The organism is Butyrivibrio sp. NATIVEDY162, from assembly GCF_045999815.1.
In the GTDB taxonomy this organism is placed as follows: Bacteria; Bacillota; Clostridia; order Lachnospirales; family Lachnospiraceae; genus Butyrivibrio.
In genome coordinates this window covers 1,103,057-1,126,888 of the sequence record NZ_CP172573.1, presented here as the reverse complement: position 1 = coordinate 1,126,888, position 23,832 = coordinate 1,103,057, and the positions used below count along the sequence as shown (strand labels likewise).

The 23,832-nt window shown below is 42.1% G+C and carries 23 protein-coding genes; 9 read left to right on the top strand and 14 right to left on the bottom strand.

The annotated features are described in order from the left end of the window. Nucleotides 1-16: 16 nt before the first annotated feature. The 4 genes from ACHCNF_RS04600 to ACHCNF_RS04585 form a co-directional block, all read right to left on the bottom strand. Entirely contained in the window at nt 17-280 is a 264-nt protein-coding gene (locus ACHCNF_RS04600) for an HPr family phosphocarrier protein (RefSeq protein ID WP_408071616.1), read from the bottom strand. A gap of 156 nt (nt 281-436) precedes the next feature. Further along, complete coding sequence (locus tag ACHCNF_RS04595; RefSeq protein WP_408071615.1) at nt 437-2,383, bottom strand: PTS fructose transporter subunit IIABC; 1,947 nt, start codon at nt 2,381-2,383, stop codon at nt 437-439. Nucleotides 2,384-2,460: 77 nt separating this feature from the next. Then, the gene (gene pfkB, locus ACHCNF_RS04590) at nt 2,461-3,366 is read right to left on the bottom strand and encodes a 1-phosphofructokinase (RefSeq protein ID WP_408071614.1); all 906 of its coding nucleotides are present in this window, start codon (nt 3,364-3,366) and stop codon (nt 2,461-2,463) included. Between the two features lie 9 nt (nt 3,367-3,375). Then, nucleotides 3,376-4,125, bottom strand: coding sequence for a DeoR/GlpR family DNA-binding transcription regulator (locus ACHCNF_RS04585; protein WP_408071613.1), 750 nt, complete (start codon nt 4,123-4,125; stop codon nt 3,376-3,378). 222 nt (nt 4,126-4,347) lie between these two features. On the opposite strand from ACHCNF_RS04585, the gene ACHCNF_RS04580 reads away from it, so the two are divergent. From ACHCNF_RS04580 to ACHCNF_RS04560, 5 genes are all read left to right on the top strand, one after another. Beyond that, entirely contained in the window at nt 4,348-4,995 is a 648-nt protein-coding gene (locus tag ACHCNF_RS04580; protein WP_408071612.1) for an HAD family hydrolase, read from the top strand. Between the two features lie 138 nt (nt 4,996-5,133). Next, a complete protein-coding gene (gene fliY, locus ACHCNF_RS04575; protein ID WP_408071611.1) occupies nt 5,134-5,733 on the top strand; it encodes a flagellar motor switch phosphatase FliY in 600 nt (199 codons plus the stop codon). Between the two features lie 31 nt (nt 5,734-5,764). Next, on the top strand, nt 5,765-6,901 hold the full coding sequence (locus tag ACHCNF_RS04570; RefSeq protein WP_408071610.1) for a DUF4317 domain-containing protein: 1,137 nt from the start codon (nt 5,765-5,767) through the stop codon (nt 6,899-6,901). 111 nt (nt 6,902-7,012) lie between these two features. Continuing rightward, nucleotides 7,013-8,761 (top strand): ABC transporter ATP-binding protein, encoded by a 1,749-nt coding sequence (locus ACHCNF_RS04565; protein WP_408071609.1) that lies wholly within the window; start codon nt 7,013-7,015, stop codon nt 8,759-8,761. A gap of 16 nt (nt 8,762-8,777) precedes the next feature. Next, nucleotides 8,778-10,718, top strand: a complete 1,941-nt coding sequence (locus ACHCNF_RS04560; RefSeq protein ID WP_408071608.1) for an ABC transporter ATP-binding protein — start codon at nt 8,778-8,780, stop codon at nt 10,716-10,718. 18 nt (nt 10,719-10,736) lie between these two features. On the opposite strand, the gene ACHCNF_RS04555 is transcribed toward ACHCNF_RS04560, so the two are convergent. The 9 genes from ACHCNF_RS04555 to ACHCNF_RS04515 are packed head-to-tail and all read right to left on the bottom strand — an operon-like array spanning nt 10,737 to nt 17,579. Further along, nucleotides 10,737-12,242 carry a diguanylate cyclase gene (locus ACHCNF_RS04555; protein WP_408071607.1) on the bottom strand — a complete coding sequence of 502 codons (1,506 nt, stop codon included), beginning with the start codon at nt 12,240-12,242 and terminating at the stop codon, nt 10,737-10,739. Nucleotides 12,243-12,271: 29 nt separating this feature from the next. Then, nucleotides 12,272-12,679 (bottom strand): hypothetical protein, encoded by a 408-nt coding sequence (locus ACHCNF_RS04550; protein WP_408071606.1) that lies wholly within the window; start codon nt 12,677-12,679, stop codon nt 12,272-12,274. Beyond that, complete coding sequence (locus ACHCNF_RS04545; protein WP_408071605.1) at nt 12,669-13,256, bottom strand: hypothetical protein; 588 nt, start codon at nt 13,254-13,256, stop codon at nt 12,669-12,671. Before ACHCNF_RS04545 ends, ACHCNF_RS04550 begins: the two co-directional genes overlap by 11 nt. Before the next feature lie 14 nt (nt 13,257-13,270). Further along, entirely contained in the window at nt 13,271-13,759 is a 489-nt protein-coding gene (locus ACHCNF_RS04540; RefSeq protein WP_408071604.1) for a DUF4860 domain-containing protein, read from the bottom strand. Further along, complete coding sequence (locus ACHCNF_RS04535; protein ID WP_408071603.1) at nt 13,756-14,115, bottom strand: hypothetical protein; 360 nt, start codon at nt 14,113-14,115, stop codon at nt 13,756-13,758. Before ACHCNF_RS04535 ends, ACHCNF_RS04540 begins: the two co-directional genes overlap by 4 nt. Before the next feature lie 7 nt (nt 14,116-14,122). Further along, on the bottom strand, nt 14,123-15,175 hold the full coding sequence (locus ACHCNF_RS04530; RefSeq protein ID WP_408071602.1) for a type II secretion system F family protein: 1,053 nt from the start codon (nt 15,173-15,175) through the stop codon (nt 14,123-14,125). A 20-nt stretch (nt 15,176-15,195) separates the two neighbouring features. Continuing rightward, on the bottom strand, nt 15,196-16,350 hold the full coding sequence (locus ACHCNF_RS04525) for a transglutaminase domain-containing protein (RefSeq protein ID WP_408071601.1): 1,155 nt from the start codon (nt 16,348-16,350) through the stop codon (nt 15,196-15,198). A gap of 6 nt (nt 16,351-16,356) precedes the next feature. Continuing rightward, nucleotides 16,357-16,845, bottom strand: a complete 489-nt coding sequence (locus tag ACHCNF_RS04520) for an RNA polymerase sigma factor (RefSeq protein ID WP_408071600.1) — start codon at nt 16,843-16,845, stop codon at nt 16,357-16,359. Nucleotides 16,846-16,853: 8 nt separating this feature from the next. Further along, entirely contained in the window at nt 16,854-17,579 is a 726-nt protein-coding gene (locus ACHCNF_RS04515) for a GGDEF domain-containing protein (protein ID WP_408071599.1), read from the bottom strand. A gap of 220 nt (nt 17,580-17,799) precedes the next feature. Between ACHCNF_RS04515 and ACHCNF_RS04510 the strand changes: the two genes are divergently transcribed. Both ACHCNF_RS04510 and ACHCNF_RS04505 read left to right on the top strand, forming a co-directional pair. Continuing rightward, on the top strand, nt 17,800-18,042 hold the full coding sequence (locus tag ACHCNF_RS04510) for a hypothetical protein (RefSeq protein WP_408071598.1): 243 nt from the start codon (nt 17,800-17,802) through the stop codon (nt 18,040-18,042). Between the two features lie 28 nt (nt 18,043-18,070). After that, a complete protein-coding gene (locus ACHCNF_RS04505) occupies nt 18,071-20,098 on the top strand; it encodes a methyl-accepting chemotaxis protein (RefSeq protein WP_408071597.1) in 2,028 nt (675 codons plus the stop codon). A 180-nt stretch (nt 20,099-20,278) separates the two neighbouring features. On the opposite strand, the gene ACHCNF_RS04500 is transcribed toward ACHCNF_RS04505, so the two are convergent. Beyond that, nucleotides 20,279-21,109, bottom strand: a complete 831-nt coding sequence (locus tag ACHCNF_RS04500; RefSeq protein ID WP_408071596.1) for a histidinol-phosphatase HisJ family protein — start codon at nt 21,107-21,109, stop codon at nt 20,279-20,281. Nucleotides 21,110-21,370: 261 nt separating this feature from the next. On the opposite strand from ACHCNF_RS04500, the gene gap reads away from it, so the two are divergent. Both gap and ACHCNF_RS04490 read left to right on the top strand, forming a co-directional pair. Next, the gene (gene gap, locus ACHCNF_RS04495; protein WP_408071595.1) at nt 21,371-22,396 is read left to right on the top strand and encodes a type I glyceraldehyde-3-phosphate dehydrogenase; all 1,026 of its coding nucleotides are present in this window, start codon (nt 21,371-21,373) and stop codon (nt 22,394-22,396) included. 157 nt (nt 22,397-22,553) lie between these two features. Further along, nucleotides 22,554-23,789 (top strand): phosphoglycerate kinase, encoded by a 1,236-nt coding sequence (locus ACHCNF_RS04490; protein ID WP_408071594.1) that lies wholly within the window; start codon nt 22,554-22,556, stop codon nt 23,787-23,789. The last annotated feature ends 43 nt before the right edge of the window (nt 23,790-23,832 follow it).

Sequence of the window (23,832 nt, the reverse complement as noted above, 5' to 3'; positions counted from 1 at the left end):
CGCACAGAGAGGTTACTTAGTCACCCATTCCTGATTCGATGAACTCAGAGAGCTCTGCGAGAGCCTTCTCTTCGTCGGGACCTTCACACTGAAGCTCGATTTCAGAACCGCACTTGATGCAAGCGCTCATAAGGAACATAACGCTCTTGCAGTCATAGCTGTTGCCGTTGAAGAGAATCTTGATGTTACTGTCAAAAGGTGTAGCTTTCTGTGAAAGAAGAGAAGCGGGACGCATGTGCATGCCCTGTTCATTTTTTACTGTAATGTTTTTTGATACCATTTTTATTGTTTCCTTTCATATATAAAAAATTAAAATTTAGCTGAGATTAAGAACTGATCGTCTAAAAAATCCGCATAAATTTATTTGCCATAAAACGGGTAATGCACAGCTGCATAATACAGCTGTGCTCCCCAAAACAACTAATCAAAAAATATATTATGCTTCAACATTCTTCTTTAAGATTCCAAGAAGTACTGCTGATACCAGTGAGCCAACGAGAAGTGCTACAAGATACATAGCTACATTTCCAACTACAGGGAATACGAAGATTCCACCGTGAGGAGCCATAAGTGTGCACTTGAATGCCATTGACATTGCGCCTGCTACAGCTGAACCAACCATAAGAGAAGGTATTACATGAAGAGGATCGGCAGCTGCAAACGGGATAGCACCCTCTGTGATGAAGCACAGACCCATGATAAAGTTAACGGGACCTGACTTTCTCTCGTTCTCTGTGAACTTGTTCTTGAAGATAAGTGTTGCAATTGCGATAGCGATCGGAGGAGTCATACCGCCAACCATTACTGCTGCCATGATCATCCAGCCTGTCTGATCATTCTGGCTTGCTGTTGCAAGAGCAGCTGTACCGAATACATAAGCAGCCTTGTTAAGAGGACCACCCATATCTGTTGCCATCATTCCACCAAGGATTGCACCGAGGATAACGATTGAGCCGCTGCTCATACCGTTAAGTACGTTTGTGATCCATGCGTTAAGAGCACCTACAAGAGGGTTGATAGCGCACATTACAAGACCAATCACAAGGATACCGCATAACGGGTAGATAAGTACGGGCTTGATACCTTCAAGTGCAGCCGGAAGACCGTCTGTGAGCTTTCTGATAGCAAGTACGATATAACCTGCTGCGAAACCTGCTACAAGAGCACCAAGGAATGCTGAAGGAATGTCGCCGCCGGGAGCTGCAAATGTAGCACCTGAAGCAGCAAGAGCACCACCTACGAAACCAACTGCAAGACCGGGTCTGTCAGCTATACTCTGAGCAATAAATCCGGCGAGGATTGGAAGCATGAATCCGAATGCTGTACCACCTATTGACTTAAACCATGCAGCTACAGGCTTGTTAGAACCGAAGTTGCTGGGATCGATTGAATAGTCATCAAGCAGGAATGCGATAGCGATAAGGATACCGCCGCCGATTACAAACGGAAGCATGTGAGATACACCGTTCATAAGGTGCTTATATGCCTTTCTTCCTGCACTCTCATTATCGAAAGATGAATCAGCGGAAGCAACACTTCCTGTGTGCTTATAAACAGGGACATTTCCTGAAGTAGCACGGTCGATAAGGTCGCTTGAGTGATGAATGGCATCTGCCGTGGAAGCTTTGATCACCTTCTTGCCATCAAAACGTGCCATCTCAACATTCTTATCTGCTGCAATGATAATAACATCTGCTTCAGCGATTTCGGATGCTGTAAGAACGTTCTTGGCACCGCCAGAACCATCTGTCTCAACCTTCATTGAGATTCCGTGATCCTTTGCGCACTGCTCAAGAGCCTCAGCTGCCATATATGTATGAGCGATACCTGTAGGGCAGGCTGTTACGCCAAGAAACTTAAGATTTGACTTTGCAGGAGCAGAAGCGGAAGCAGGAGCTGCCTCTGCGGGAGCACTCTTCTTGTCACGAGCGTCTTCCTGCTTGTCGATGATGTCGATGAACTCTTCGGGAGTTTTTGCATCGATAAGTGACTTTGTGAAATTCTGATCCATGAGCATTGTCATCAGCTTTGACAATACTTCAAGGTGAGTATCTGCAGCGCCGTCAGGAGCAGCAATCATGAACAGAAGCTTGCTGGGAAGATTATCAAGTGACTTGTAATCTACACCTGAAGGAACTGTGATAGCTACAAGACCTGCCTTCTTAACGGCTGAAGTCTTAGCGTGCGGAACGGCAATCCCCATACCTACCGCGGTTGAACCCTTAGCTTCTCTAGCTTCGATAGCTGCCTTAAATGCAGCCTTGTCATTAAGGTTACCAACTTTGTCGTGAAGCGCTACCATCAAATCAATTGCAGCATTCTGATCTGCAGCGGTCTGATTTAAGTTAACCCCATCTTTGCTTAAAAGATCTTTGATTTTCATTATTCTCCCTTTCTATGCCGTAGCATTGATATTGAGGACTCCCCAATACGTTTTTTTGTTCTATATTGACGAAACTTTTATAATGTTTCGTAAATACTGTTGATAAGCTCGCCTGTTGCGAGATCGTCTGAAAAAGCGGTAGCACTTCCTGCTGCTGTACCCATATTCAGAGCTACCTGATAGTCTTTGGTTTTCATATAACCTGCAACGAAGCCTGCAACCATTGAATCGCCTGCTCCTACAGAGTTCTTTACTGTTCCTTTTGGAACTCCAACGCGGAATCTCTGTCCGTCCTCTGTGATGAGCATTGCACCGTCACCTGCCATGGAGATGAGGACGTTTCTTGCACCCATTTCCTGAAGCTTTTTGGCATGCGCTTCAATCTCGTCATCGGTTTTCAGAACTGTTCCGAACATTTCTCCAAGCTCGTGATTGTTAGGTTTTATAAGGAAAGGATGATATTTAAGGACGTTCATAAGAAGATCCTTGGTGGCATCAACTACGAATATGACGCCTTTATCCTGTAATCTGTCTAAAATGATCTCATATACATTGCTGGGAAGAGTACTGGGAATGCTGCCTGCAAGTATCAGCATGTCGCCTTCCTTTAATGCATCCAGCTTTGTTAAAAGCTCGTTATAAGCTGCCTCGCTGATGGCAGGTCCCTGAGCATTTATCTCTGTTTCCTGCTCAGATTTGATCTTAACGTTGATTCTTGAAATGCCTCCATCCAGCATTATGAAATCTGCAAGGATGCCTTTTCTTTTTACGTCCTGGACAATTGCTTCTCCGGTGAAGCCTGCGGCAAATCCAAGAGCAGTGTTCTCGATTCCGAGGTTCTTCAATATGGTAGAAACGTTGATTCCTTTTCCGCCAAAGAAGCAGTCCTCCGAAACGGACCTGTTTGTCATGCCGGGATCCAGAGGCTTGTCCATGCGGACGATGTAGTCTATGGCCGGATTAAAAGTTACTGTGTAAATCATGTTTACCTCCTATTCAACAGCCTTTATGATCGTTTGGTCTTTGTACTTTTTGGCAGGCTCTGCATCGGTGATGATGCAGCAGCTTCTCAGATCTGAAAAGGTGACTGAGCTCACTACGCCGAATTTAGTATGGTCTGCCAGGATGTAGGAGAGGTAGGTGTGCTTTATGGCTTCTGCCTTGACAAGAGCCTCATCTACATCGGGAGTGGTAAATCCAGCCTGAACCGACACACCGTTCGTTCCCATGAAAGCTTTTGTAAAATGGAATTTACTAAGCGCCTCCACGCAGTCGGGGCCGATAACAGCTTCTGTCACAGGCTTGATCCGCCCTCCGATGATCATAGTTGAAAGACCTCTCTCCAGGAGTCTCTTGGCATGTACAATACCGTTGGTAATGTATTTTGCGTTTTTATTTGTAATATGATCGATCAGATGAAGAGTAGTTGTGCCGGAATCTATATATACAAAGTCATTGTCCTGTATCAGTGAAGCGGCGTACTCGGATATGATATCCTTTTCCTCAGTATTCTTCTGAATTTTCTCAGCAACGGATGGCTCAACTGTGTTTACATCCTTGACACTAAGAGACGTGGCTCCTCCGAAAACCTTGAGTATCCTGTGCTCTGCATGAAGTGCATTAAGATCGCGTCTGATGGTGGCTGCAGATGAATCAAGTGCATCTACGAGCTCCTGAACCGTTACGTGTTTGTGTTCTTCTATATAAGATACGATTGCGGATCTTCTTTCCTCTGTTAGCATATGGATTTCTCCCTGAAAATTTGATGATGGCGGCTTTTGGGTATGATTATTTGAAGCAGTGATCACCATCTGAGTTAAGGATATCATCATGAATAATCAAAGTCAATCACAAACAATCACGTTAAGAAATTATTAATAAACAAAATTAATCAAAAAAAATTGTAAAAAATCACGTTATTCGTGTTAAGGTATTTTTATTAAAGGTAAAAGAGGTGTGGAATTATGGTTAAAGCGGTACTTTTTGATTTGGACGGAACACTGATCGATACTGAGCGAATTTACCAGATAGTCTGGCCTCAGACAATTGAACACTTTGGATATAAGATGACAAGGCAACAGGCATTGCAGTTGCGTAGTCTTGGCAGACCGTTTGCCCCTGAGAAATTCAGGGAGTGGTATGGCGATGATTTTGATTATCACGAAGCAAGAGAGTATAGAAAGAAACTTTTTGAGGATATTATTAAAAAAGAAGGCATAAGTTTAAAGCCCGGAGCGAAAGAAATCTTATCTTATTTAAAGGACAGAGGAATACTCATATCAACTGCTACTGCCACTGACGAAGAGCGCACCGAGAGATATCTTAAGAAGGTGGGGCTTTTTGAATATTTTGATAAAATCTGCTGTGCAACCATGGTAAAAGAAGGAAAACCAAAGCCGGATATTTATCTGTATGCAGCCGATAAGGTAGGAGTTCCCAAGGAGAACTGCCTTGCAGTTGAGGATGCCCCAAACGGTGTGCGTTCTGCTTCATCGGCAGGCATTAAAACAATATATATTCCTGACCAGAATGATGACGAAGATGAGATAAAAGGGCTCTATTATAAGAAAATCGGTTCACTTTTAGAACTCAAAAATATTATAGAAAATTAAGAAATCCTACCCCTAAACAAACTTTACACTCATTCGCTAATAGCATAAAATAGTAGTATATCCGTGATGTCTGGCGAGATATTACTTGGACAGAAGTAATTTATAGAAAACTGATTATACAAGGAGCGAGGGGTTCTTATGGATCAGGTACTTACAAGCGAACAGTTAGACACTTTAGGAGAAATTGCCAATATCAGTATGGGCAATTCAGCAACGACTCTTAGTATGATGGTCAACAAAAAGGTTGATATCACAACTCCTAACGTGAAGATTATCAAGAGGAGTGAATCTCTTGATGATTATGAGAAAACCTGTATTTTTGTCCAGATACATTATGTTAAGGGACTTACAGGTAATAATGTCCTGATTCTTAAGGAAAATGATGTCAAGGTGATGACAGACCTCATGATGGGCGGCGATGGAACCAATACGTCTTGTGAGATTTCCGACCTTCATTTGTCCGCTGCTTCTGAGGCTATGAACCAGATGATGGGAGCTGCTGCTACATCTCTTTCCATGATGCTTAGTGTTCCCACTGATATCAGCACACCTGTAGTTAACAGAATTGACGTTGACAGCGTCAAGATTTTTGAGAAGAGTTTTGAGACGGGATACGATAATTTCGTAAAAATTGCGTTTAAAATGACTATTGAAAATCTTATTGATTCAGTTATGGTACAGCTCTATCCTGTTCAGTTTGCTCGCGAGATGTGTGATAAATTTATAGCAAAGGATTGATATTACTCGGGGGAGTAATCAGTAAGAGCACATGAATAAAGCAGAAGTTTTAGAAATAAGGAAACAATTCACACCCGATAGATGTACGATAGATCACATCTGCGGGTGTTATGTTGATGGGGAGCTTAATAAGAAGCTTGTATCGAAAAAGGCTTTTGGAAGCATACCTGAAGAAGAGATGTTTAAGTATCTCGATATCTTTAAGCACACATTGTCAGGTGTATTTGGGAAAAGTCTTATAAATCTTGAATTTCCACTTGAAGAGGAACAGGAGGGAGGGACTCAGGAATTTCTCCTCAGATTAAGAGACTCTCATCTTGAGGATGATAGTCTTATTGATGAATTTTACGATAAGGTTATAGGCAATCTTTTCATGGAAGAGAGCTATTATATCATCTTGGTCCATGCTATTTATGATATTCCCGGAATGACAAGGGATGGTATCGAGATGGAGGATGCTTCTGAGAATATTTTCGACTTCATTCTCTGCAGCATCTGCCCCGTAGCTCCCAGTAAGGCAGGACTTTGCTACAATGAAAAGACGAATGAGATAGAGGACAGATATCGCGACTGGGTTGTTGACGGACCTTCCAAGGGATTTTTATTCCCTGCGTTTATAGAGCGCAATGCAGATATTCACAATATGCTTTATTTCTCCAAAAAGCCAAATGATATCCAGCCTGAATTTATCCAGGCGCTTTTCGGAGGAAGACCACCCATGTCAGCACCTGAACAGAAGACACTTTTCCAGTCGCTTGTTGAGGAGACCATCGGAGAAGATGCTGACTATGATGTTATGAGAAACATCCATGAAAATCTGAATACAATGCTTGAGGATCATGAAGAGGATGAAGTTAACTTCGAGCTTTCCAAGGAGGATGTAAAGCATCTTCTTGCTGATAGTGGTGTCCCTGAGGACAGAATGAATTATTTTGATCACAACTATGAGGAAATTATCGGCGAGCAGGAGCAGCCACTTCTTGCAATGAATATAGCCAATACCAGAAAGTTTGATATCTCTGCTCCCAATGTGGTGATCAAGGTTGATCCTGACAGAGCAGACCTTGTGGAATCACGAATTATTGACGGCAGGCAATGCCTTGTGATTGCAGTTGACGATCATATTGAAGTAAATGGTATCAATGTCCGTACGTTCTTAAAGGATTAACAGATTGGACACAATTTGAATATATAATGATAGATGCAGGACCGACTATTCGGTTCTGTTTTTCTGAGGAAAATCAGAAAGCTATAACTAAAAAACAAGGAAGGTGGATAAATGGTAAAAAAGATACTTGGGGAATTACATGAATTTACTTTGCCGAGCATACTTACGCCCCTATGTATGATAGGTGAGGTCATTGCAGAGATGATCATACCGGTACTCATGGGAAGAATAGTGGACCTTGGCATCAACGGTGGGGATATGGGATACATAATCCGAACCGGTTTAATGATGATTGTGGTTGCACTCTTTGGACTTGCAGCCGGAGTCGGCGGTGCAGTTTTTGGTTCCAGGGCTTCCACAGGACTTGCAAGGAACCTTCGAAAGAAAATGTTTGATAACATTCAGACCTTTTCATTTTCAAATATAGACAAGTTCTCATCTTCGGGACTTGTAACCAGACTTACGACAGATGTTACCAATATTCAGAATTCCTATCAGATGATCCTCAGGATGGCTATGAGAGCTCCTGCTTCAATGATCATTGCGATGGTGATGTCATTTATTATAAGCCCCAAACTTGCAAGCATATATCTTGTTGCTGTTCTTTGCCTTGCGGTGGTGATTGTTTTTATGATGGGCAAGGCTACAAAATACTTCAAGGAAGTGTTTGAGAAATATGACAAGCTTAACGAGAGCGTACAGGAAAATGTATCTGCAATTCGTGTGGTTAAGGCATATGTACGTGAGGATTATGAAAACGATAAATTCAGAATGGCAGCCCTGAATATTTATGACATGTTCGTCCGCGCGGAAAAAGTTGTAACACTGAACGGACCTGTAATGTCTGGTACTGTATATACCTGTATCCTGCTTATCAGCTGGTTCGGAGCGCATATGATAGTGTCCGGAGAGCTTACAACAGGTGCGATGATGTCACTCCTTACTTATTGTATGAATATCCTTATGAGCCTTATGATGCTCTCTATGATTTTCGTTATGATCACAATGTCTCAGGCCAGTGCGAAGCGTATTGTTGAGGTTATGGATGAAAAGACCAGCATCGCCAATCCTGAGAACCCTGTTATGGAGGTCAAGGATGGAAGCATCAGATTTGATCATGTGAGCTTTGCATACAATACGGCAAGTGAAGAGCCTGTGCTTAAGGACATAAACCTTGATATCAAATCAGGTGAAACAATTGGAATCATTGGTGGTACGGGTTCAGCTAAATCGTCTCTTGTTAACCTTATAAGCAGACTTTATGACGTAAATGACGGAAGCGTATCTGTAGGCGGAGTGGATGTAAGAGACTACGATATGGAAGTACTGAGAAATCAGGTATCGGTTGTACTACAGAAGAATGTGCTTTTCAGCGGAACTATTTATGAGAACCTTCGCTGGGGTGATAAAAACGCAACTGATGAACAGGTCAGAAGAGCCTGCGAGCTTGCATGCGCAGATGAGTTTATCGAGAAGATGCCTGATGGCTATGATACTTATATAGAGCAGGGCGGAACCAACGTATCAGGCGGTCAGAGACAGAGACTATGTATAGCGAGAGCTCTTCTTAAAAAGCCCAAGATCCTTATTCTTGATGATTCAACGAGTGCGGTTGATACAGCTACTGATGCAAAGATAAGAAAAGCCTTTGCTGAAGAAATACCCGGCACTACAAAGCTCATAATTGCACAGCGTATTTCCAGTGTTCAGGACTGTGACAGAATCATAGTAATGGACGATGGTAAGATCAATGGCTTTGATACTCACGAAGCACTTCTTGCTAATAATACAATTTACCGCGAGGTATACGAGTCACAGGTTGGTTCAAGCGGAGATGCGGACTTTGATGAGAAGAAGTAATTGGAGGTAAATATACATGGCAGAAGAAAAAGTAAAGGAAGTACGAGGACCGGGTGGTCGTCATATGAGAGGGGCTCCGAGACCTAAGATAGAGAATCCGGGGAAATTATTTGCAAGACTTATGGGATATGTTTTTAAGACCTATGCTGTACATCTTGTGCTTGTAGTGGTTTGTATTATTCTGGCTGTTGTGGCAAATGTCCAGGGAACGCTTTTTACTAAGACACTTATTGATAGCTATATAACACCGCTTATAGGCCAGGCGAATCCTGATTACGGGCCGCTGTCCAGGGCGATAGGACGCGTTATCATATTCTATGCACTTGGCGTTGTGGCATCATTTGTTCAGGCGAGGCTCATGATATATGTGGGGCAGGGAACGCTTAAGAATCTCAGAATTCAGCTGTTTGAACATATGGAGTCACTTCCCATAAAGTATTTCGATACTCATGCTCATGGTGATATCATGTCGATTTATACAAATGATATCGATACTTTAAGGCAGATGATCGGAATGAGCATGCCGCAGTTTTTAAACAGTGCGATCACTATTGTAAGTGTTTTCGTATCAATGCTGGTGCTGAGCATACCGCTTACACTTGTGACAGTGGCTATGGTTGCAGTTACTTTATTTGTAACTGCCAAGACAACTAAGGTTTCAGGTAAAAACTTCGTAGCACAGCAGAAAAACATAGGTACTCTTAACGGCTTCATAGAAGAGATGATGACAGGACAGAAGGTAATTAAGGTGTTCTGCCATGAAGACGAAGCTATAGCTAAATTCAATGAGCTTAATGAAGAACTGTATCAGAGTGCTTATAAAGCCAATGCATTTTCAAATATACTTGCGCCAATTACTGCACAACTTGGAAACTTGAGCTATGTTATCTGCGCTATTGTAGGCGGAGCGATTGCGCTTAACCAGTATCTGGGATTTACTGTTGGCGGACTTGCGAGCTTCCTTACCTTTAACAAGAGTTTCTCAATGCCTATAAACCAGGTAGCAATGCAGTTTAACAGTATTATCATGGCACTTGCGGGTGCAGAGCGAGTATTTAAGCTCATTGATGAGAAGCCTGAGACAGATGACGGTTATGTAATGCTGGTTAATGCGAAGGAAGAAAATGGCCAGATAGTAGAGTCCAAAGAATTTACAGGACGCTGGGCATGGAAGCATTATCACAAGGCAGAGGGTACTACAACCTATCAGCCTATGGAGGGTGATGTCACCTTTAATGATGTGGACTTTGGATATACTGATGAAAAGATGGTGCTCCACAACATCGTTCTTCATGCCAAACCCGGTCAGAAGGTTGCACTTGTAGGATCAACAGGTGCCGGAAAAACAACGATAACCAATCTGATAAACCGCTTCTATGATATTCAGGACGGAAAAATCAGATATGACAATATCAATGTAAATAAGATAAAAAAAGCAGACCTTAGAAGGTCTCTTGGAGTAGTACTTCAGGATACGCACCTCTTTACCGGAACTGTAGCTGACAATATCAGATTCGGTAAACTTGATGCAACAGATGAAGAGGTTAAGGCAGCAGCCAAACTTGCAAATGCACATGGCTTTATCAAGCGCCTTCCTGAAGGCTACAATACTATGCTCACAGGAGATGGTGCAAACCTATCACAGGGACAGCGACAGCTTCTTGCAATTGCCAGAGCAGCAATAGCTAATCCTCCTGTACTTATCCTGGATGAAGCGACAAGCTCGATCGACACACGTACAGAGAAGATTGTTCAGGACGGTATGGATAAACTCATGCACGGCCGCACAACCTTTGTAATTGCTCACCGCCTATCAACAGTTAAGAACTCAGATGTGATAGTAGTTCTTGAACAGGGCAGAATCGTAGAGATGGGAAGTCATGAGGAACTACTTGAACTCAAGCAGAGATACTACCAGCTTTACACCGGTAATAAACCTGAGATGGTTTCAGCATAATTAATCATGGGTATGATATTAGCGTGACTCTTTAGCACCGGTAGAAATCAGCTCATCAATGGCAGCCTTGAAAGAGGCTGCCTTTTCTGTTGTCAGGAATACCTTGTCTGCGCCGAGTTTTCTGGCTTCTACAAAAGAATCCTCATCAGGTGCCACGGCAATAACGGGGATATGCATAAAACCTGCTCGCTCCTTGATATAGCTGATGACCTGATCACCGGAGATTTTTTCAAGATCAAGATCCACTATGACAAGTCGTATACTTTCATGATACAGGCTAAGGCTGGTGAGAGCAGTGTCACCGCTATACTCCTCAATTATTGAATAGTGATCTGATTCATTTTGCTTTAATTGTTGACTCCATTTCATGTCAGGAGGACATGCATGCAAAATCAAGGGCTTGCCAAAGATTTTACTTTTTGGAATAACCCAGGAACTTACTACATTTTTACCCATTATCTTGGACTGATAGAGAGCATCATCTGCCATGCGGAATACTTCGCCCATGGAATGATCACCTGTATCTATGATGGCACCGATACTGAGTGTGAAGGGAGCGCCTGTGCCAAGGTCGAGATCCGCAAGCATCATCTGCATGCTGCGACAACGCATTTCAACCAGGTCTATGCGCGCAATACCGGGCATAAATACCATGAATTCATCACCGCCAAATCTACCGATGAAGTCGGAAGAACGGAAATTTTTCCTTAGCAGATCACCTATATTAGAAAGGAGAAGATCGCCTACATTGTGACCAAAGTTGTCGTTTACCTGTTTAAAATTATCTACATCTATAATGCACATACCACAGGGATCGCCGGGCTTTCTTCGTTCAAAATACTTATTGATGTTTGAAAGGAGAGCACCTTTGTTCAGAAGATATGTAAGCTTATCTATGGTACTTATTCTTGTTAGCTCATCTATTGCGAGACCTTCCTTTGCGCGGGAAACAAGAATAATCTGTGCGCACAGCATTGAAGGAATGTAGGAAGCAAGCCCAAGATACACATCCCTCAGGAAAATGTCGTGGGGCTTACAGTAATAAGAGGCGACTGAAAAAATTGTAAGAAGGACAAACTCAAAAATGCCGTACCAGTACATCTTTGCTATATACACGGTCGGGAAGACCATGAGAAACAAAGGAAACCATACGGCCTGTTGCCCGGGATCTGACGCCATATCTCTGTATATAAAAAGAGAAAAAAGCAGAAAATAAAAAGAAAGGCAGATGATGTCTACTGCGGCAGGGGGCATAGGAGGGAGCCTCCTGGTATATAGGTTGATGAGAAAGAATATCCCCATTAATGGAATAAGCAAAAAGTGAGCGAGACTTATTCTGAATCCGGGCACAGCAATATAAGCAATTGTAATCATGGCGACCAGTACCATGGAAATAAACATGCATGCCTTTCTAAGCGAATACCTGTTGCTTTCGCTTATTGACTGCTTGCATTTATCAAAGTATTCACAAATGATCTTATATTCTTTTCTAAGGCTGTAATTACTAAGGTCAAAATGCGTCATATATGTTTACCTCAAAATGTAAACAGAAATTACTTTATAACAGGCAGAGTCTCATCCAGAATAACATTATCTGTGTGAGTGACTACTTTCCACCCGGCTATTTCATATGGAACAGAGTTGTCATTTGATGAAGGCCTGATACTCACATCCAGGGTTTGAAATTCACTAAGTGTAAAACTGTTTTTGATCAGACCTTCGCCATCTGTTTTGGCAAGGCCTTTTTTTATCAATTCGTCATTTTCTGCCAGGAAACCATTAGCTTCGTGACAGGCTTTATAGTAGGCTACCGACCTGTCATACATCTTTTTGCTTAGCACATAATCTGCTCTTGAGTTAACTAGTGTCAGTGCAGCAAAGGAGATAAGGCTAAGTACCAGGAATATCAGAAGTACGGAAGCTGCACCAATATGTGTACTGTATACGGGATTACGTTTCATTGGCGTCTCCTTCCGCGATGCCGGCATAATAATCGGTATATCTGTCAGAAATCACTCCCGGATTATTGCCTTCCGGAATGTGATCAATAATAGTGCCGTCTGACATTTTCAGAATCACTATTTCACCAACAAGGGCTACACCCTCCATGAGAGAAGTGTCAGCTGAAGTATCGGCGTAAACTTTGGCTGCAGGGAGCTCGGATATGCAAAGTAAAAGCTCATACTTTGCGTTTTCCAGTGCACCGTTATCTGTAGGATAACTGATAAGGTTCCAATCCTCATCGAAGAACATAACAAGGGTGCCTATCTCAGGGTTATCTTCGTAGGAAACGAGAACTATAGAACTGTCAGAAAAGAAATCTGCAATTGAATGAAGATTACCTTTTAGTCCCTGAAAAGTTTCAGAGATATTCTGAGTCCATAGTACGGAGTTATTTATCTCTACAGAGCTCTCTGAAAGGAGGTGCGCTTTTACAAAAAGCTGCACACATATAGCTCCCGATACAGAGAAGAACAGGATTGATATGATGAGCTCCATCAGGAATAGGCTCGTTTTGCTGTGAAGTGTTCTGTTCATGCGCCATCTTGCTCCTATTTGCCTGAACGTTTAGCGGTTATAAAGGTCAGATTTTCTCCATCCTTTAAGGTTATCGTTATCTCGAGAATCCCATTGCCCTTTGTGGCAACTACAAAATCATCTATGTCCATGATTTTCTGACCGGCTTCAGGGGGGAGTTCCCCAACATCGGCTCTTGCGAAAAGCTCCATGAGTGCACCATCATAGTCATAAAGATAAGTGACATAAGGAATGTCATCTATCGTGGTATCTATGCGGATTGCCCCTGATTGGTTGAAAATATCGGTAGTTATACTTCCTTCTTCATCATATTGACGCAGCTTTTCAGTTATATAAGCATAGGCTGTACGCTTGTCATAGCTTTTTGTCAGTGTGTCAACGCCGCGTTTATATATGCTTGATCCAAGCGCAATAAGCATCAGAGCCCCCATTGCAAATAGGAACAGGAGCGCTACTACAAAAAGCATATCCACGGTATGACGACTTTCCATATTTTTCTTCATGGACTGTCACCTGCGAAGTTCTTTCCAATACGTATAATGGTTACATCCGGGTAAATATTGGATGCGATGGGTCTGTAGTCAACAAAAAACACTTTTTTGTCATAAACAAGAGCGTAGTGTTCTTCAAGGTATTCAAGGCTTGGGGGATAGATGCCCTCAAGGGAATAGCACTGCACAATATCCCGCTTGATAGCTGTATACAGGCTCTCCTCCTGCTTTTCCAAAGTGCTGCTGCTGATTTGGGACACTCCTGTGTAGAAAATAGCAACAATAAAAATCAGGATGACTGTGGGAACAATAAAGCCAAAAATTTCGGATATTAAGCTCTCTTTTTTCTTTAAAGTAATTTCTTCCATAAATAAATTAACCTATTGATGACATGATTCCCATGAGGGGAAGTATAACCGATAGCAGTATGAGACCGACAATAAGTGACAAAATGATGACTAGTGTCGGCTCTAAAATGGAGATGAAATTGTACATTTTTCGCTGTGTTTCATCCGAGTATTTTCTTGCTATCTGCTTCATTACAGTATCCATTGAACCTGACTGGAAACCGATGGCAACCATTCTTGAGTAAAACCTGTTAAATATACCGGCTGTCTGAAGTGCTTCGGGAAAACTGTCACCTGAAGCTATCAGCGAACGGCAGGTATCTATTTTTACAGCCATTTCCTTGTATTCCACCAGCTTGCTTACAAGTCTTAGCCCCTCATAAGTATCCATTCCGCTGGAGAGAGTAAGCACCATCCCATTGGCAAATCTTGCAGTGGATATCTCGCTGTAGATTTTTCTGATAGGCGGGATATGCATTCCGATGGAACGGAAAATAGTATGTCCTTTTTTCGTTTTTACAAAGAAAACGCAGGCTCCCGAAAATAGCACCATTATGATTATGAAGACTATAGAGTAGCTGCTAAGTGCATTACCAATGGCCATAAGTGATCTTGAAAAGGTATTCATACTCGTTCCGAGCTGCGCGAAAACCTGTCCGAAAATAGGGAGAACCTGGGTGATGAGTACTATTATTACAACGATCATCATGCCTATCATGATGAGAGGATAGGAGATGGCGCTGATGATGTTGTTTCTTATGGTGTCTTCCTGCTCATAGTAGTCAGCAAGCGAATCCATTACCAGATCAAGGTTACCGGATTCCTCACCAATTGTGACCATGTGAATCACGTATCCGGGAAAAGCGCCGGTCATCTGAAGCGCAATATGGAATTTTTCGCCGGAGCTAAGTATCTGAGAAATGGTGCGCAGGGTGGAATCGTCATTTTCAAATTTGAAATCCTGCAGCATTATCTCGATTCCCTCAAGAGGCGCAATTCCTGCCTTTATAAGCAGGGCCATCTGTCTGCAGAAAACAGAAATCTCATAATCTGTTAAGGCTTTTTGTGTACGTGATTTCATTTGTGGTCTCCTGATAACAACTAATAAATGTATTTTCGCTGGTAGTTTTTGCCGTCTCCGATAAAATTCGCAAGTTTTTCAGTATCGGTTGTTGATGCAAATGTGGGATCCATCAACGACCATTCCTTGCCATCAAATCTGATCATTCCATTGACCCATCCGATATCTGTTATATAGGTGCTTATCCATGCATGGTAGGCGGTACCTGCGTATCCTACCTCCATTCTGGTGGGAATCTTTTGGGAACGGAGCATGGCGGTCATTAAAACCGCATAATCCAGACAGATACCCTTCCCGGTGGTCAGCACCTCGTCCACATCGGGAATATATCCGCTCTGCACATTCTCAGCCTCATCATAATCATAGGAAAGGCTGCTGATAAGTGCATTGTATACTGAAGAAACGACCTCCAGATCACTGTTTGCGGTGTATGAGAGATATTCACTGTAAGCTATTGCCTGATTTCCTTCGTTAAAATTCACATATTGGTTCGGATAGAGGAACGGAAGAAACTTATCCTTTATCGTTACGGTTACTTTTTTTGAAAAGGCAGTTACATACTGTGTGGCAGCCAGGTTTTCATATACACATATAAGGTACTCACCGTCTCCTGCCTGAAGCGGGAAAACTTCATTTTTGCCTCCGTCAACTGCCAGATTGTAGGTGTAAACTATTTCATCAGGCCCTGTTATGCGGAGCTTGACCTTTTTGGAATCACCGATGTATCTGACTATGATGTATCCGTCTTCTGCGTTGGTTATGTCAACAATGGTTATCTCATTTTTCAGGACTTCTTTACCTCCGGCGATTGGTCTAAGGCACAGAGGAGTGTTATCACGGCTCCCTTTTTGCAAAGCAGATACATCGTAGGTTTCCCTGTTGGCCATTGCTTTGGCAGCTAGAGCTCGTTCTTCATCAATCACGGGCCCATGAGGCAAAATGAAGAGCAGCACAGGAGAAAAAATGGTGAAAATCAGCATACTTATGCATGCAAAAATGCTCAATGTATAAAAGCGTGTATCTGCAAAGCTATTACTGACAGGTGACTTACAGGCGCTTTCATCAAAAATAAAATCTGCGTTTTTTCCGGATTCATGCAGAATTTCAGTAAGAATCCTTACTGCATCTTCATTTTCTATATGATATTTGTTTGAACGTCTTTTTGCGTATCTCATAATGTTCTATGATCTTGTAAAATTTCTGAGCTCCAACATATGCTCCCGGGCATTTGTGAGTATTTTTAATACATGCTTTTTTCTTATATGAAGGGCGTTGGCAATTTCTTTGTCTGAAAGTCCTGTAAAGTCGTGAAGGAAAAAAATCTGCCTCTCAAAAAAGGGAAGAGAGAGCAGCTCGTCAGGGTGCAGGAGCGTAAACAAATCTGTGCGGGACGAGGTTATGGCTTTCCTGTAACATACATCGAAGGCTATACGCCTTAGCCATGCAGGGAAAAGTGACGGATCCTTTAACTTTAAAATATTGTCCTTTGCAACAAAGTAAATCTCATTAACTGCCTGCAGACTTTCTTTTTTGTCATCCAGGATGTGCATGCAGTAGTTGTAGATATCATCTACAGTCAGGCTGTAGAGCTCTGCAAAGCTTTCCGCGTCATCATTCCACGCGCCAAGGACAAGCCTTCTGATTTTTGCATCATAATTACGGTTAAACATATTTGCCCTCATTCGTGGTCATTAAAAGTGCTCTCCTCAAAGCTTTTGTAAGCACTGGTTATCAGTGCATAAAAATGATCAGCATGAACTTCATCTGCAAGAGCACTTGAGTATATAAGTTCAATGGGACAATCCGGAGATATGACATTGTGGTTGTGAATGCGCTGCATAAGCTCTGATATAAAAGCATCAACCGCCATGCGGTCGCAGTTTTCCATCACCAGCAAAAATTCATTTCCGCTGTTTCTGCCAATCAAGCCGTACTGAGTGCCAACAGATTCAAGGATTGCGCAGAAATCGGAGATCAGCTTGTCACCACCGGACCTTCCGCTTTTTTCGTTTATATCTTTCAAATTTTTTATACCCAGTAAAACGCATCCCAGGTTTGCCAGCTTTTCTTTAGAATCGTATTTCTGAGAGATGCGGTCGATACTGTACCTGTTGGGGAGTCCCGTAAGCTTGTCAAGAAATGCAAGATCCCTGAGATCCCTTGCTATCTCTGTATTTTTCTTAACCAAAATAAAATCGATGAGAAGATTGGTAAAACCTGTAAGAAGAGACAGAAAGGTGACGATGAAGGAAGCCATAAACCACTTGTCATCGATTATCCTGCTTCGGAAATCCTGATTGAAAATGAGAATTGCAAAGTATATACACGAAAGAACGATAAATATGACCAGAAAGGTGGTTTTTATTATCCGGAGCTTCTTTGCAAGACTCTTTTTATAAGGCATGAAAACTGTCTCCCTAAGCGCTTATTTACAGTAAAAATGCGAGTTTATGGGTGCATAAACTCCTCGATATCATTATAAGATATAGGCTATTTAAAAAAAATGCATTAACCATAAACTAAAGATAAAGTTAGCGTAAAATATTCGGAAAATCACACATTCATAAATACTTTTTTAGTATAATCACGATTAAGCGAAAGCATTAATCTGATGGGATATTAGTATGCTGAAAATAGTAGTGTTTGTTTGTGCTTTAATAATTTTGATACTGGTGGCATTTGCTGGTTATATGTACCTGGAAGAGTGCTACAGGCTTAGAAGAAAGCTCCTTAGGATGGGTGCAGGGAGGACTGAAGTGATGTCTTTTCCAAGCAGTATTTTATTGTGGCGTCTTAAGGACATATTGTATGAAAAGGAAACAGAACTGGCAGAAGAGTGCTTTCTGACAGTTGAAAAGGATATATAAATCTGCCGGTTATATGAGGAGGTACGTCATGGCAAAAGAAAATGAACAAAGCGTTGAGAAAAAGGGCTTTTTTCAGAGTGTTAAGCCCAAGCTGATCTGCACGATGATGCTGATATGTATCATACCTATACTGTTAGCTATAATTGTCAGCTACAACACTTCTATGAGTAAGTCCCTGACAGATGCCGAGAGCATCAATGTAGAGAAGGCAGAAGTGATTGAAAAATCCTATATGCAGTATCTGAATGAGATGATAGTGGCGCTTGAAACAGCGGCATCAAGTCCTATAGTTGTTGAGTATATGCAGGCTGCTCCTGAGGAGAGGGATAATGAAGCTATGCAGAAATGGCTTCAGAATATAGAGTCCAAGCTTCAGGGAGACAACGCTGTCATTATAACTGCTCCTGACGGAAACCAACTGGTGAGATCATCGGGTGAACTTACAAATATAGCAGACAGAGATTATTTTCAGGAGGGTTTAAAAGGAAATACCCTTATCTCAGGAGTGTATACTTCAAAGACCACCGGAAAAGCTACAATTTTCATAATTACTGCCATAAAGGATGAGTCGGGAGCTGTCCTTGGTACAATGCAGAGAACCTATAGCCTTGAGACATTACACGACTTTTTGGTGGCAAATGTTGATGCGTCTAAGGGTGAGCAGGCATTTATCCTTGATAGAGACGGACTTGTTATAGGTCATTCCGATTGGGAAGTTGACGTAAATAACATGATGGATTTGAGTGCAATGCCTATGTTTGAGCAGGCTAAGACTGTTGAAGCCGGAAGTACTATAGGTGATAATGAAGGCATAAAGTATGTTATGTCATATCAGAAAGAACCCATGACAGGTTGGATGGTCATTACTTGCGCGAACTATAACGTGGTTATGGGACCCACTTTTAGAAGCTGCAATATTTTAATAACTATGGGAATTATCATAGTAGCGATTGCTATCTTCATATCCGTCAAAATGGCTAATTCCTTCACAGGACCTCTTAAGGCAGTTAATGAATCCATAAAATGTCTGGCAGAAGGTCAGTTCCAAAAAATAGACAAGTTTACAAACAGACAGGATGAGTTTGGAAACATAATAAACAGTACGAATACTGTAATAGAGAAGTTACAGTCCATTGTGACAAGCATAAAGGATTCAACGGTTTCTGTTAACAGCTCATCGGAAGAACTCGCAGATACCGCCAATCAGATATCTCAGACGGCAGATGATGTATCAAATGCCGTTCAGGAGATTGCATCAGGTGCTACACAGCAGGCAGATGAGATTCAGAGTGTAACTGAGAACGTAGGAAGCATCGGCGAAGCGACAGGAAATGTGCAGGCAAGTACAGATGAGCTTTCTAATCTTGCAGGAAGAATGCAGGAGGTCAGTACGGAATCCGCACAGAGTCTTGCTGATTTGCAGCACAGCTCTGAAAATATGAGTGAGAGTATCGTTCAGATCACAGAGAAGATTGGTGCTACAAGTAAAGCGGTTGAGAATATCAATGAGAAGGTTATGGGTATCGCTTCGATAGCATCTCAGACAAACCTTTTGTCTCTGAATGCTTCAATTGAGGCTGCAAGAGCGGGTGAAGCCGGCAAGGGATTTGCGGTAGTTGCTGAGGAAATCGGCAAACTTGCGGACGATTCCAGGAATATGGCTGATGATATCAGAAGAGAGATGGATATACTATTGTCAGAATCCCAGTCTGCGGTTGAAATGGCTTCGGAGGTTCAGCGGCAAAATGACGAGCAGCAGGCTGTTCTGGGCAATACTGTTCAGAGTGTTAATACGATGATAGAGGATATTTCTTCAACGGTTGTAAGCGTAAAGAGTATTGAGACTGACGCCGGAACCTGTGTTGATGCCAAGAATGTTGTGGCTGATGCCATGGCTTCACTGTCGGCTATTTCAGAAGAAAATGCTGCATCCTCAGAAGAAACCGGAGCTTCAATGCAGGAGCTGTCCGCTACGGTTACAACCCTTGCATCCTCTGCGGATTCCCTTAAGGAAGTTGCAGAAAGACTAAATGAAGAGATGGCATTCTTTAAATAATAGAATATTGAACGCATTTTCCGATTTGCGGTCATGAATTCCTAATATAATATATGCCCGGCTATGTAGATACACTTACATAGCCGGGCTTTTACTGTTTATATCTGTCGGAGTACCTGAGGAGGCATTTCTTTCCTGGTTTAGCCTGCCGAAACTGAGCTTTCTTTGCATTGTGAAAACTCAAAGCTTTATAAATTTGGGCTCCCTGTTTGAAAAGAGAGTATAATGCCTGAAGCCGCAGGCTTTCACTATTTCTACAGCTGTTTCAAAGCCTAATCCCACATTTTCCGGATAATGGGCATCGGATCCGAAGGTGATTATTTCACCGCCAAGCTCATGGTAGCGTTTTATTATATCTTTGCAGGGATTTAGATCATTAAGTGAAGGCTCTGAATATAATGATTTGGTATTTATATCAAGGCCTTTTCCTTTATTTATAAGTATTCGCAGAATCTCATCGATAACATCAGAGTAATCGTGATATTTATAGTTTTTGTTCAGATTTGGGGCATAGCGCACGAGGTAGTCCAGATGCCCCAGAACGTCAAAATTGTCAAACAAAGTGATATTTTCAAGCGTTGACTCGAAGAATTCTCTAAATGCTTCAGTTTCAGTCCTTCCTTCGTAGAAATAGGAGTAGTAGGGATCCTGTCTGTGACACAGATGGTTTGAGCCTATGACGAAGTCAAAGGGGTACTTTTTAATATAGTCATCGTTTGCGCTGACTATCTGTGGCTGCAGACCAAGCTCTATTCCGAAGAATATGTCTATTTTTTCCTTATATTTGCCTTTTAAAATAAGGAGCTCTTTTTGGTACGCATCAGTATCTACCTCAAATAATCCTTCGGGAGTTTCTTCAGATATGACATAGTCCATGTCCATGTGCTCAGTTATGCATATTGCGGGCAGACCTTTCTCAATGGCCTTTTCTATTACCAGTTCCATCGGTGAGTCGCAGTCTCCGGAGTGGTGTGTATGTAAATGAAAATCCGCAGGTAAAATTTTTGCCATTTGTTTTTCTCCATTTCTTCTGAGCTTCAGCTTTTAATTGTACCATTTTAAAAAGAAGTTTCCAAATCGTTAAAATGAAGAGTGGCATAATTAATGTTATTCGTCTTTTTATTATGATTATTTTATGTTTTTAGGTCAGATTACTTGAAAAAAAGTAAGAAGTCAGATAAAATGTATTTGCTGTCAAATTTTTGACAATCACGTTGTAAAGAATTAGTAACAGCAAATAAATTTATTTTAATCATTTTAGGAGGACTTAAAATGGCAGTAAAGGTAGCAATTAATGGTTTTGGCCGTATCGGTCGTCTTGCATTCAGACAGATGTTTGAGCACGAAGGAACAGAGATCGTAGCAATCAACGATCTTACAGCTCCTAAGATGCTTGCTCACCTTCTTAAGTATGACTCATCACAGGGCAAGTATAAGTACGCTGATAAGGTTTCTTACGGCGAGGATTCCATTACAGTAAACGGTAAGGAAATCAAGATCTACAAGGAAGCTGATGCTAATAACCTTCCTTGGGGCGAAATCGGTGTAGACGTTGTTCTTGAGTGTACAGGTTTCTACACATCTAAGGACAAGGCTCAGGCACACATCAACGCTGGTGCTAAGAAGGTTGTTATTTCTGCTCCTGCAGGAAATGATCTTCCTACTATCGTATATAACGTTAACCACGAGACACTTACAGCTGATGACAACATCATCTCTGCAGCTTCTTGTACAACAAACTGCCTTGCACCTATGGCTAAGGCTCTTAACGACTATGCACCTATCCAGTCTGGTATCATGGCAACAATTCATGCTTACACAGGTGATCAGATGATCCTTGACGGACCTCAGAGAAAGGGTGACCTTAGAAGAGCTCGTGCAGGCGCTGTTAACATCGTTCCTAACAGCACAGGTGCTGCAAAGGCTATCGGCCTTGTTATTCCTGAACTTAACGGCAAGCTCATCGGCGCTGCTCAGAGAGTACCGGTTCCGACAGGTTCAACAACACTTCTCTTCGCTGTAGTTAAGAGCAGCACAGAAGTTACTAAGGAGAGCATCAACGAGGCTATGAAGAAGGCTTCAGATCCTGAGACATTCGGTTACAACGAGGATGAGATCGTATCTTCTGATATCGTTGGAATGACATATGGTTCACTCTTCGATGCTACACAGACAATGGTTACAAAGATTGGTGACGACCTCTATGAAGTTCAGGTTGTTTCATGGTATGACAACGAGAACTCATACACATCTCAGATGGTTCGTACAATCAAGTACTTCGAGAAGTTCGTTAAATAATAATCTCGCAGGTTGGTTCGCACGCAGTTCTGAAAAGTACAAGGTGTGGGAACTGAACTTCTTTTTAAAACCAGAGTATGTATATTTGAAAGGGTCCGGTCCATTAGGACCGAACCCTTTTTCTATTTAGAAAAATAAATTCCAGGAGGATAAAAAAATGGCACTTAATAAGAAATCTGTTGATGATTTCAGCGCAAAGGGCAGAAGAGTACTTGTTCGTTGCGACTTCAACGTACCTCTTAAGAACGGCGAGATCACAGACGAGACACGTATCAATGCAGCACTTCCTACAATCAAGAAGCTTATCGCTGATGGTGGAAAGGTTATCCTTTGCTCACATCTTGGTAAGGTAAAGAATGGTCCTAACGAGGGCGAGTCTCTTGCTCCTGTAGCTAAGAGCCTTTCTGCTAAGCTTGGCAAGGACGTTAAGTTCGTTGGCGACTACAATGTAACAGGTGCAGATGCAACTGCTGCTGTAGAGGCTATGGGTGAGGGCGATGTAGTTCTTCTTCAGAATACACGTTTCCGTGGCAAGGAAGAGACAAAGCCTTCAGAGGCAGGCGAAGCTTTTGCAAAAGAGCTTGCTGATCTTTGTGATGATTATGTATGTGATGCTTTTGGTTCTGCTCACAGAGCACATGCTTCTGTAGCTGTTGTTACAAAGTATGTTCGTGAGAAGGGTGGCAACTGCGCAGTTGGTTACCTTATGCAGAAGGAAATCGACTTCCTTGGCAATGCTGTAGAGAATCCGGTTCGTCCTTTCGTAGCAATCCTCGGTGGTGCTAAGGTTGCTGATAAGCTTAATGTTATCAATAACCTCCTTGAGAAGTGCGATACACTTATCATCGGTGGTGGTATGGCTTACACATTCCTTAAGGCTAAGGGATATGAAGTTGGTCTTTCACTTGTTGATAACGAGAAGATCGACTATTGTAAGGAAATGATGGAGAAGGCAGAGAAGAATGGCAAGAAGCTTCTTCTTCCTATCGATACAGTTGTATCAACAGGCTTCCCGGATCCTATTGACAATCCTGACATTGAAACAGCTATCGTTGAGTCAAGCTCAATTCCTGCTGATAAGGAAGGTCTTGATATCGGCGTTAAGACAAGAGAGCTCTTCGCAGACGCTGTAAAGAGTGCTAAGACTGTTGTTTGGAACGGACCTATGGGTGTATTCGAGAACCCTGTACTTGCTGAAGGTACTAAGGCTGTTGCTAAAGCACTTGCTGAGACAGATGCTACAACAATCATCGGTGGTGGTGATAGTGCAGCTGCTGTTAACCAGCTTGGCTTCGCGGACAAAATGAGTCATATTTCAACAGGTGGCGGTGCTTCTCTTGAATTCCTTGAAGGTAAGGAACTTCCCGGCGTAGTTGCTGCTGATAATAAGTAATTCTTAGCGAGGTTTTTACGAGCTTAGAATTACTATTAGTTTT

Coding starts and splice junctions, on each gene's coding strand:
- ACHCNF_RS04600 (WP_408071616.1), bottom strand. CDS start 280: ATGGTATCAAAAAACATTACAGTAAAAAATGAACAGGGCATGCACATG.
- ACHCNF_RS04595 (WP_408071615.1), bottom strand. CDS start 2,383: ATGAAAATCAAAGATCTTTTAAGCAAAGATGGGGTTAACTTAAATCAG.
- pfkB (WP_408071614.1), bottom strand. CDS start 3,366: ATGATTTACACAGTAACTTTTAATCCGGCCATAGACTACATCGTCCGC.
- ACHCNF_RS04585 (WP_408071613.1), bottom strand. CDS start 4,125: ATGCTAACAGAGGAAAGAAGATCCGCAATCGTATCTTATATAGAAGAA.
- ACHCNF_RS04580 (WP_408071612.1), top strand. CDS start 4,348: ATGGTTAAAGCGGTACTTTTTGATTTGGACGGAACACTGATCGATACT.
- fliY (WP_408071611.1), top strand. CDS start 5,134: ATGGATCAGGTACTTACAAGCGAACAGTTAGACACTTTAGGAGAAATT.
- ACHCNF_RS04570 (WP_408071610.1), top strand. CDS start 5,765: ATGAATAAAGCAGAAGTTTTAGAAATAAGGAAACAATTCACACCCGAT.
- ACHCNF_RS04565 (WP_408071609.1), top strand. CDS start 7,013: ATGGTAAAAAAGATACTTGGGGAATTACATGAATTTACTTTGCCGAGC.
- ACHCNF_RS04560 (WP_408071608.1), top strand. CDS start 8,778: ATGGCAGAAGAAAAAGTAAAGGAAGTACGAGGACCGGGTGGTCGTCAT.
- ACHCNF_RS04555 (WP_408071607.1), bottom strand. CDS start 12,242: ATGACGCATTTTGACCTTAGTAATTACAGCCTTAGAAAAGAATATAAG.
- ACHCNF_RS04550 (WP_408071606.1), bottom strand. CDS start 12,679: ATGAAACGTAATCCCGTATACAGTACACATATTGGTGCAGCTTCCGTA.
- ACHCNF_RS04545 (WP_408071605.1), bottom strand. CDS start 13,256: ATGAACAGAACACTTCACAGCAAAACGAGCCTATTCCTGATGGAGCTC.
- ACHCNF_RS04540 (WP_408071604.1), bottom strand. CDS start 13,759: ATGAAGAAAAATATGGAAAGTCGTCATACCGTGGATATGCTTTTTGTA.
- ACHCNF_RS04535 (WP_408071603.1), bottom strand. CDS start 14,115: ATGGAAGAAATTACTTTAAAGAAAAAAGAGAGCTTAATATCCGAAATT.
- ACHCNF_RS04530 (WP_408071602.1), bottom strand. CDS start 15,175: ATGAAATCACGTACACAAAAAGCCTTAACAGATTATGAGATTTCTGTT.
- ACHCNF_RS04525 (WP_408071601.1), bottom strand. CDS start 16,350: ATGAGATACGCAAAAAGACGTTCAAACAAATATCATATAGAAAATGAA.
- ACHCNF_RS04520 (WP_408071600.1), bottom strand. CDS start 16,845: ATGTTTAACCGTAATTATGATGCAAAAATCAGAAGGCTTGTCCTTGGC.
- ACHCNF_RS04515 (WP_408071599.1), bottom strand. CDS start 17,579: ATGCCTTATAAAAAGAGTCTTGCAAAGAAGCTCCGGATAATAAAAACC.
- ACHCNF_RS04510 (WP_408071598.1), top strand. CDS start 17,800: ATGCTGAAAATAGTAGTGTTTGTTTGTGCTTTAATAATTTTGATACTG.
- ACHCNF_RS04505 (WP_408071597.1), top strand. CDS start 18,071: ATGGCAAAAGAAAATGAACAAAGCGTTGAGAAAAAGGGCTTTTTTCAG.
- ACHCNF_RS04500 (WP_408071596.1), bottom strand. CDS start 21,109: ATGGCAAAAATTTTACCTGCGGATTTTCATTTACATACACACCACTCC.
- gap (WP_408071595.1), top strand. CDS start 21,371: ATGGCAGTAAAGGTAGCAATTAATGGTTTTGGCCGTATCGGTCGTCTT.
- ACHCNF_RS04490 (WP_408071594.1), top strand. CDS start 22,554: ATGGCACTTAATAAGAAATCTGTTGATGATTTCAGCGCAAAGGGCAGA.